Genomic DNA, 9,749 nt, shown 5'->3' on the forward strand with positions numbered 1-9,749 from the left:
ACTACAGCCCCTAAATTTTTCCGAAATATTTATATACAAAACTATTTGATATTATTTTACTCTCAAAAGACATTCACATGTTGTCAGCAAGCAGCATGATTCTATATCTGTCAAAATTGGCTTTACATTATATTATTTACTCTTACAAATATCTAGCAAATTGGATCCAAAAACTTCATTGTCACTGATACATTAAACACTTTCATTTTTAGTGTTAAAACAGAGAAGACTATGCTATCTCCTATTACAATTTTAGACGGCGGTATGAGCCGTGAGTTAATGCGTTTGAACGCACCTTTTAAACAACCTGAATGGTCGGCTTTATCCCTTTATGAAAAACCGTCTGCGGTGCAACAAGTCCATGAAGATTTTATCGCAAACGGCGCAGAAGTGATTACGACCAATAGCTATGCGGTTGTGCCATTCCATATTGGAGAACAGCGCTTTAGTGCAGACGGTAAAATGCTTGCCGATCTAGCCGGTCGTTTAGCAAAACAAGCGGTTAAAAATAGCGGAAAATCTGCAAAAATAGCCGGTTCATTACCGCCGATGTTCGGCTCTTACCGTGCTGACTTGATTCAAGCGGATCGTTTTGCCGAAATCGCCCAACCGATTATTGACGGCCTTTCGCCTTACGTTGATATTTGGTTATGTGAAACGCAAAGTGCGATTATTGAACCAACTTCGATTAAACCGTTATTGCCAAAAGATGATCGCCCGCTTTGGGTTTCGTTTACCTTAACCGATGATGAGCCGACACCAGAGCCACAATTACGTTCTGGCGAGCCTGTAGCCCTTGCGATTGAAAAAATGGTGGGATTAGGCGTTGATGCGATTTTATTTAACTGCTGCCAGCCGGAAGTGATTGAGCAAGCGCTAGCAATAACCCAATCTATTCTAAAAGAAAAAAATGCGACACATATCCAAACTGGTGCGTATGCAAATGCGTTTGCTCCGCAACCGAAAGATGCAACCGCCAATGACGGTTTAGACGAAGTGCGTAAAGATTTAGGCCTGAAGCCTATCTTGCGTGGGCGCAAAAATGGACAGCACAAGGCGCAACGATTGTCGGTGGCTGTTGCTGTATCGGGATCGAATATATCAACACACTGGCTAAAAAGCACAACATCAAAATAAGGGCAATTATGTCAAACAAAAAAATTGGGTTACTTTCTTTAACCGCACTGGTTCTCAGTTCGATGATTGGTTCCGGGATTTTTCAGCCTACCGCAAAATATGGCGGCAGTCGCTGGTGGTGAAGCGTTAATTCTCGGTTGGCTCATTACCGGAATCGGAATTATTTTCCTCGGGCTTTCTTCTTTATTTCTCGTTTGCGTCCGGATTTAGATGGCGGTATTTATACTTATGCACGTGAAGGCTTTGGCGATTTAGTTGGCTTTCTCTCCGCTTGGGGTTACTGGTTGTGTGCGACGATCGGGATTGTCGGCTATTTAGTGGTAGCGTTTGAGGGAATCGGTTCATTTACCGATTTGGAATCGAATATTATTTTCGGACAAGGTAATACGCTTGCTTCCTTTATCGGCGCTTCGATTATCGTATGGTTAGTTCACGCTTTAGTCGCAAGCGGTGTAAAAGAAGCGGCAACAGTAAACTTGATTGCAACTTTTGTGAAAGTATTTCCGCTCGTGTTATTTATCGGTTTAGCAATTTGGTATTTCAAAGGCGAAACGTTTAGCCAAGATTTACAAGGTACAGCATTAAATAACAGTGTGTCGGAACAGGTGAAAAACACGATGTTAATTACCCTTTGGGTATTTACCGGTGTGGAAGGGGCCTCCGTGTTATCTGCTCACGCTAAAAAGAAAAGTGATGTGGGTTTGGCGACCGTACTTGGGATTCTGATCGCATTAGTTTTATATATTGCAATTACCGTGCTTTCACTCGGCATTTTACCGCATGAAACCATTGCGGAGATGTCAAACCCGTCAATGGCAGGTTTATTAGAAACGATGATTGGCTCAAGCGGTAAGATTTTAATTACTTTTTGCTTAATTGTGTCGGTGCTTGCTTCTTATGTAAGCTGGACAATGTATTCAGCAGAAGTACCTTATCGCGGTGCTAAAAACGGCGCATTCCCGAAAATTTTAGATAAATTGAATGCGAATGAAGTGCCGATTAATTCACTTTGGTTTACCGGTTTTGTGGTGCAATTCTGTTTATTCCTCGTGTTATTAACCGGTAAAAGCTACAACGCCTTATTATTAATTTCGACCTCAATGATCCTTGTACCTTATTTCTTAATCGGTGCATATTTATTGAAACTGTCATTCCAACAAAATTTAGTGTGGTATATAAAGCTGACCGGTTTTATCGCATCAATTTACGGTTTATGGATTGTCTATGCGGCGGGTTTAGATTACTTATTATTATCGGTATTACTTTATGTGCCCAGCATTGGCTTATTCCTTTACTCACGCTATCAACATCAAGGAAAAGCATTAAATCTCTCGACTTTTGAGAAAATTTTATTAGTGCTTATTGGCTTCTTGTTTATTTGGGCGGTTTATAACAGTTTCACCAACGTTGATTGGGGCTAAAAAGATAATATCCTCTAATGTTTCAACATTAGGGGATTTTTTATTTTTATGCTAAATTATGCAGTTTGTGTGAATAACAATCATAAGGACATTGCATGTCAAAAGGCAAAATCGGTCTCTTTTCTTTAACCGCATTAGTGCTTAGCTCGATGATCGGTTCCGGTATTTTTAGCCTTCCGCAAAATATGGCGGAGGTTGCCGGTGCGCAAGCGCTATTGATCGGCTGGTTAATTACCGGTATCGGTATCATTTTTTTAGGCTTATCTTTCTTCTTCCTTTCTCGTATTAAACCTGAGTTAGAGGGTGGCATTTACACCTACGCTCGTGAAGGGTTCGGGGATTTCGTCGGTGGCGTATCGGCTTGGGGTTACTGGCTCTGTACTGCGATAGGCAGCGTAGGCTACTTAGTCGTCGCTTTTGAAGGGCTGGGAACTTTTGTTGACAGTGAAAACCATATCATTTTTGGGCAAGGTAATACCGTTGCTTCCATTTTAGGTGCTTCGGCAATTGTTTGGTTAGTCCATCATCTGATTGCACGAGGCATCCGAGAAGCTGCATTTGTGAATTTAGTTGCAACGATTGTTAAAACTTTACCGCTATTTTTATTTATCGGCTTAGCGATTTGGTTCTTCTCACCTGAACAATTTATACAAGATTTCAACGGCAGCAAATTGGGTGAAAGTACCTTAGAACAAGTAAAAGCTACGATGCTGATCACGCTTTGGGTATTTGTCGGCGTAGAAGGTGCTTCGGTACTCTCCGCGCACGCGAAAAAGAAAAGTGATGTCGGCTTAGCCACCATTCTAGGTATTTTGATTACCTTGGTTCTCTATGTGTCGATTACGGTATTATCGCTTGGTATTCTCCCTCGTGAAGTGATTGCCGAAATGCCAAACCCGTCTATGGCAGGTTTAATGGAACAAATGATGGGCGCTGGCGGTAAGATCATTATCACTTTCTGCTTGATTGTGTCGGTATTAGCTTCTTATATGAGCTGGACGATGTTTTCATCGGAAATTCCTTACCAAGCGGCAAAAACCAAAGTATTCCCGAAATTATTAAACCGTACCAATATTAACGGTACACCAATTGCCGGTTTATGGTTAACCAATATTACGATTCAAATTAGTCTATTGCTTGTTTTGTTTACCGGCAAAGGCTACAGTATGCTAATTCAGCTTTCGACTACGATGATTTTGGTACCTTATTTCTTAGTCGGCGCTTATTTATTCAAAGTGGCAATGAAACAAAACGAAGCATGGTATATCAAACTGACCGGTGCGATGGCGTCAATTTACGGTTTATGGATTGTTTATGCTGCGGGGTTAGACTACTTATTATTATCGGTTGTGTTATATATGCTGGGCGTTCTTTTATTTTTCCACGCACGTTATAAAAATACCGGTAAATTACAGCTAACTAAGTCGGAACTGTTATTGCTCGCTATTATTTTACTGCTATTTGTTGGAGCGATTTACACGCTTATCACTCAATAATTCAGGAACAGACATGAAAACAGCCTTTGCAGGAAAAGCGCTCGCTTTTCTTCGAATTTTTGCAAATAAAATCGTTGAAATTTCACGTCAATTACAGGACTTCTTTCATAACGGATCATTTGGGGTTGCCGTGTATCCGTTTTTTATGCACCCGCTCATTCGCGGTTGTGGTCGTTTTATTGTTGTTTTATTAGCCGCCCTGCTTTCATTTATGGGCGTGTTCTACCTGTTTACCGAGTTTGTGGTTAACCTCTTTAGCGAATCATCACTCATCAGTTATATTCGACATACAGTGTTAGAGTTACTTATCCCTTTCGGCACGATTATTGATGGAAAAACCAATACCTTTTCACCGTTATCGCAAGTGATGAATGCGGTTTTTTAGCTTGCAGGGATTAGCTTTTGTAATTGCATATCTTGCCGTGATCGTGCAGTTATCTCGTCGTAAATATTGGTTATTAGCGCTTATTTTTGCGGTTTTCTTTAGTATTGGAATGAGCCTAATCCCTTCATCACAAGCTAAAATCACTGCCGGAGAGTTACAAAATTTAGGAGCAAGTCTGACTTATTTATTCGGTAACTTATCAATTATTATGGTGGGAGTTGATATTGTTAAACCGCAACTTGTCTGGTTACGCCGTTTTAGTATTCAAGCCGGTACAATCGGCGTATTTTGCGTATTCATAACAATCTTTTTCCCAAATATACTAACACCAATACTTGAGCGAATAGCTATCTATGCAATTATGATTTGGGAAATTCTCGCCGGTCTAGCAATGTTAAAACGTAAATAAAAAAGAGAAAGTATTATGGCAAACACAAAATTTATCGAACGTTACCGCAATTTAATTGCACTGCCGACTATTTCCAGTTTAGAAGCGGCGGAAGATCAATCTAATAAGCAACTTATCGAATTACTGGCAACATGGCTTGCCGATTTCGGCTTTAAAACCGAAATTATCCGAGTGGAAGGCAGTCGTGATAAATATAATTTATTAGCCACTTACGGCGAAGGCGAAGGCGGTCTATTGTTAGCCGGTCATACCGACACCGTTCCATTTGACGAAGGGAAATGGACATTTAATCCATTTGCGTTAACTGAACAAGACGGTAAATTCTATGGTTTAGGTACAGCGGATATGAAAGGCTTTTTCGCATTTATTGTCGATGTAGTCAGCCAAATTGATTTAAGTAAACTAACTAAACCATTGCGTATTCTAGCGACTGCCGATGAAGAAACCACTATGCTTGGCGCCAGAACTTTCGCTCAACATACGCATATTCGTCCTGATTGTGCGATTATCGGCGAGCCGACTTCTTTAAAGCCGATTCGAGCGCATAAAGGTCATGTCGGCGAAGCGGTCAGAATTACCGGAAAAAGTGGTCACTCAAGTGATCCGGATCGTGGCATTAATGCGATTGAATTAATGCACCAAGCGACCGGTTATCTGATGAATATGCGCAATCAGTTACGTGATAAATATCATAACGATCTATTTAAAGTACCGTATCCGACGATGAACTTTGGCAATATCCATGGTGGCGATGCAATTAATCGTATTTGTGCCTGTTGTGAATTGCAATTTGATATGCGCCCGTTACCAAATCTACCGGTTGAAGATTTATATGCGATGGTGAATGAAAATCTGAAACCGATGTTGGAACAATACGGCGATCTAATTGAAATTCGTCACTTACATGACGGTATTCCCGGTTATGAGTGTGAACACTCCACACAAGTGGTGCAAGTGGTTGAAAAACTGTTAGGCGAAAAATGCGATGCGGTAAACTATTGTACCGAAGCACCATTTATTCAGCAGCTTTGCCCGACTCTGGTATTAGGTTCGGGATCTATCGAACAAGCTCACCAACCGGATGAATTTTTGGAAACGAAATTTATTAAGCCGACCCGAGAATTACTCAGCAAACTAATTCATCATTTCTGTTTATAAAACCTGAAGAGAATGACCACCTACCCAATTGGATAAGCGGTCATTTTTTATTGAAATTTTGCATATTTATTCAAATATATCTATGTACTACCTATGCAGACATATCGATGCAAAATTCAGGGATCTCCCTGCCCCTCTTCCAAGAATAAGGCAAACGGTTATTGTGTAGAGAAATAACTAAATAGCCGTTTGCTTACATTCTTTGTTAGAAGTTGATACCAAAGCCAGCAAATAATACAACCGGATCCAGTTTTAATTTCACTTCGCGTTTTGCGCCTAACGCATCAAATTTTGCGGTTGTTTTAATGCGTGTGTACCATGCTGCCGCATTGAAAGAAAGTTTATCGGTTAATTTCACGTCCACACCAAGGTTTGCAACCGGTGCAAATGAATGTTTTTTCACTTCTAAATTAGTTACCGCTGCGTGAGTTGATTCGCATTAAAGAAACATGTGTAATTTAAACTCGCACCGACATACGGACGCACTGTCGAATCCGCATTAAAGAAATAATATTGTGCATATAAGCTTGGCGGTAATTGTTTCACAATCGCTACACGACCTAAACCAGATGCTGCGCCTAAAGCCGGCACATTTGCATTAATTTTATGCGAGAATGGGGTTGCACCTAATAACTCTACCGCAACATTATCGGTAAACATATAAGTTGCCGTTAAACCCAATTGTTGGTTATTTTTCACTTTTAAATCTACTTGAATCGGTGTTTTAGTCGTTGATTCTGAATTTTCATTCACTCTTACCACACCGGCACGAACAAACACATCACCCGCTTGATGTGCCACTGCTGAACCCGCTAATAAAGCACCACTTAACATCACTGCCAACGCTACTTTTTTCATTTTGACCTCTAATTTGTTGTAATTGAAAATAAAAAGGTAACCAATCTGTTACCTTGATAACATTTTAAGAACAGATCTGATAAGTTTTATTGACGAAAAAATCAAAAAAAACTACAAAGTAATACCTATAAAGGGGTGTTTATTCCTTTTTTGTAATCTTTTCACATTTTAACTTGAAATAAATTCGACTAGCTCCATTTATTAAAGCGTTGAAGCGAGTATAAATCTTGCTCGATACAGATTAATGAAATTTAGGAGTAAAAATATGAATTTCGAAAAATTTACTACCAAACTGCAAGAAGCCCTTGCAGAAGCCCAATCTTTAGCCATCGGAAAAGATAATAACTATATTGAACCGGCACATTTACTTTATGCGTTAGTCAAACAACAAGACGGTTCTATCGCCCCACTATTTACCGCACTCAATGTGCAACCGCAACGTATTTTGAGTGAATTAGAGACGATTTTAAACCGCTTACCGACCGTATCCGGCGGTACAACCCAACCGTCACAACAACTGATTCGCCTGTTAAATCAATCTGATAAATTGGCACAACAATTCGGCGATAGCTTTATTTCATCGGAATTATTTGTACTTGCCGCACTGGACGATAACGGCGATTTAGGCAAATTATTAAAACAATTTGGCTTAACTAAAGAGAAAGTAAACAACGCAATCAGCCAAATTCGAGGAGGAAAAACCGTGAATAATCAAAACGCAGAAGAAACCAGACAAGCATTACAAAAATATACGATTGATCTGACCGAGCGTGCCAATGCTGGCAAGCTAGATCCGGTAATCGGTCGTGATGAAGAAATCCGCCGTGCGGTACAAGTTTTACAACGCCGCACTAAAAATAACCCGGTATTAATCGGTGAACCTGGGGTCGGTAAAACTGCGATCGTAGAAGGCTTGGCACAACGTATCGTCAACGGCGAAGTGCCGGAAGGTTTAAAAAATAAACGTGTGCTTTCCCTCGATATGGGCGCATTAATTGCCGGTGCAAAATATCGTGGTGAATTTGAAGAACGTCTAAAAGCGGTACTTAATGAATTAGCCAAAGAAGAAGGTCAGGTTATTTTATTTATTGATGAAATTCACACTATGGTTGGTGCGGGTAAAACGGACGGAGCAATGGATGCCGGTAACTTACTCAAACCGTCTCTTGCTCGGGGTGAATTACATTGCGTAGGGGCAACTACACTAGATGAGTACCGCCAATATATCGAAAAAGATGCGGCACTTGAACGTCGTTTCCAAAAAGTGTTAGTGGATGAACCGACTGTAGAAGATACGATTGCGATTTTACGTGGTTTAAAAGAACGTTATGAAATCCACCATCACGTACAAATTACTGACCCTGCGATTGTTGCGGCTGCAACGCTTTCACATCGTTATATTAGTGATCGCCAATTACCGGATAAAGCGATTGATTTAATTGATGAAGCGGCATCCAGTTTACGTATGGAAATTGATTCAAAACCAGAACCGCTTGATAAACTTGAACGCCGTATCATTCAGCTAAAATTGGAACGCCAAGCGTTACAAAAAGAGGAAGATGAAGCAAGTCGCCAACGTCTTGCAAAATTAGATGAAGAATTGACCGCTCGCGAGCGTGAATATTCCGAATTGGAAGAAGTTTGGAAAGCGGAGAAATCAGCATTACTCGGTACGCAACATATCAAAACTGAGTTAGAAAATGCCCGTATTGAAATGGATCAGGCTCGCCGTGAAAGTAACTTCGAGAAAATGTCCGAATTACAATACGGTAAAATCCCGGCATTAGAAAAACAGTTAGCTGAAGCGGTTAAACGTGAGGAAGAAGGCGGTGAAAATCAACTACTTCGAACCAAAGTAACCGATGAAGAAATTGCAGAAGTACTTTCTAAAGCGACCGGTATTCCGGTTTCCAAAATGATGGAAGGCGAGAAAGAAAAACTGTTGCGTATGGAAGATGTGTTGCACAGCCGTGTTATCGGGCAAAATGAAGCGGTTGAAGCCGTTGCAAATTCGATTCGCCGTAGCCGTGCCGGATTGTCGGATCCGAATCGTCCGATTGGTTCATTCTTATTCCTTGGTCCGACTGGGGTCGGTAAAACCGAACTTTGCAAAACCTTGGCGAATTTCCTATTCGATGATCCTGATGCGATGGTACGTATCGATATGTCGGAATTTATGGAAAAACACAGCGTTTCTCGTTTAGTTGGCGCACCTCCGGGCTATGTCGGTTACGAAGAAGGCGGCTACTTAACCGAAGCGGTTCGCCGCCGTCCATATTCGGTGGTGTTACTCGATGAAGTGGAAAAAGCTCATCCGGACGTGTTTAATATCTTACTTCAAGTGTTGGATGACGGTCGTTTAACTGATGGTCAAGGCAGAACTGTCGATTTCCGCAATACGGTAGTGATTATGACATCAAACTTAGGTTCGCATTTAATCCAAGAAAATGCTTATAAAGGATATGATGTGGTGAAAACGATGGTAATGGAAGTTGTCGGTCAACATTTCCGTCCGGAGTTTATTAACCGTATTGATGAAACCGTTATGTTCCATTCATTAGGTCAAGAACATATTCGTGCGATTGCTCGTATCCAATTACAACGTTTAATTGCTCGTCTTGCGGAACGCGATTACGAAGTAACGGCTACCGATGCGGCATTAGACCATATCGGCAAAGCTGGCTTTGACCCATTATTCGGTGCAAGACCGCTTAAACGTGCAATTCAGCAAGAACTTGAAAATCCACTTGCACAAAAGATCTTAAGCGGTAAATTATTACCGAATAGCCCTGTTGTGGTGGACTATCAAAATGACCAATTAAGCATTAGCAACAGCTAATCTTCCATAAACAAGCGGTCGAATTTGCACAAAATTTTGGGGATAG

3 protein-coding genes and 4 pseudogenes are annotated in these 9,749 nt (G+C 40.8%); 6 read left to right on the top strand and 1 reads right to left on the bottom strand.

Annotation, left to right across the window (positions count from 1 at the left end; genetic code table 11):
• Positions 1–231: 231 nt before the first annotated feature.
• The 5 genes and pseudogenes from HMPREF0027_RS07625 to argE form a co-directional block, all read left to right on the top strand.
• A pseudogene (locus HMPREF0027_RS07625) lies at positions 232–1,118 on the top strand (homocysteine S-methyltransferase family protein); the annotation flags it as partial.
• A 27-nt stretch (positions 1,119–1,145) separates the two neighbouring features.
• A pseudogene (locus HMPREF0027_RS07630) lies at positions 1,146–2,558 on the top strand (basic amino acid/polyamine antiporter).
• A gap of 95 nt (positions 2,559–2,653) precedes the next feature.
• The gene (locus HMPREF0027_RS07635; protein WP_005623810.1) at positions 2,654–4,054 is read left to right on the top strand and encodes a basic amino acid/polyamine antiporter; all 1,401 of its coding nucleotides are present in this window, start codon (positions 2,654–2,656) and stop codon (positions 4,052–4,054) included.
• A gap of 13 nt (positions 4,055–4,067) precedes the next feature.
• Positions 4,068–4,848: pseudogene (locus HMPREF0027_RS13045) on the top strand (permease).
• Positions 4,849–4,863: 15 nt separating this feature from the next.
• On the top strand, positions 4,864–6,006 hold the full coding sequence (argE, locus tag HMPREF0027_RS07645) for an acetylornithine deacetylase (RefSeq protein ID WP_005623816.1): 1,143 nt from the start codon (positions 4,864–4,866) through the stop codon (positions 6,004–6,006).
• 205 nt (positions 6,007–6,211) lie between these two features.
• Here the strand turns inward: argE and HMPREF0027_RS07650 are convergent.
• Positions 6,212–6,864: pseudogene (locus HMPREF0027_RS07650) on the bottom strand (OmpW/AlkL family protein).
• Between the two features lie 265 nt (positions 6,865–7,129).
• Between HMPREF0027_RS07650 and clpB the strand changes: the two are divergent.
• Complete coding sequence (gene clpB / locus HMPREF0027_RS07655) at positions 7,130–9,703, top strand: ATP-dependent chaperone ClpB (protein WP_044024375.1); 2,574 nt, start codon at positions 7,130–7,132, stop codon at positions 9,701–9,703.
• Positions 9,704–9,749 lie beyond the last annotated feature (46 nt).

This window comes from Actinobacillus ureae ATCC 25976, from assembly GCF_000188255.1.
Classification (GTDB): domain Bacteria; phylum Pseudomonadota; class Gammaproteobacteria; order Enterobacterales; family Pasteurellaceae; genus Actinobacillus; species Actinobacillus ureae.

What these genes read in the sequence shown, in the direction of transcription:
- argE (WP_005623816.1), top strand. Translation starts at nt 4,864, where the DNA reads ATGGCAAACACAAAATTTATCGAACGTTACCGCAATTTAATTGCACTG.
- clpB (WP_044024375.1), top strand. Translation starts at nt 7,130, where the DNA reads ATGAATTTCGAAAAATTTACTACCAAACTGCAAGAAGCCCTTGCAGAA.
- HMPREF0027_RS07635 (WP_005623810.1), top strand. Translation starts at nt 2,654, where the DNA reads ATGTCAAAAGGCAAAATCGGTCTCTTTTCTTTAACCGCATTAGTGCTT.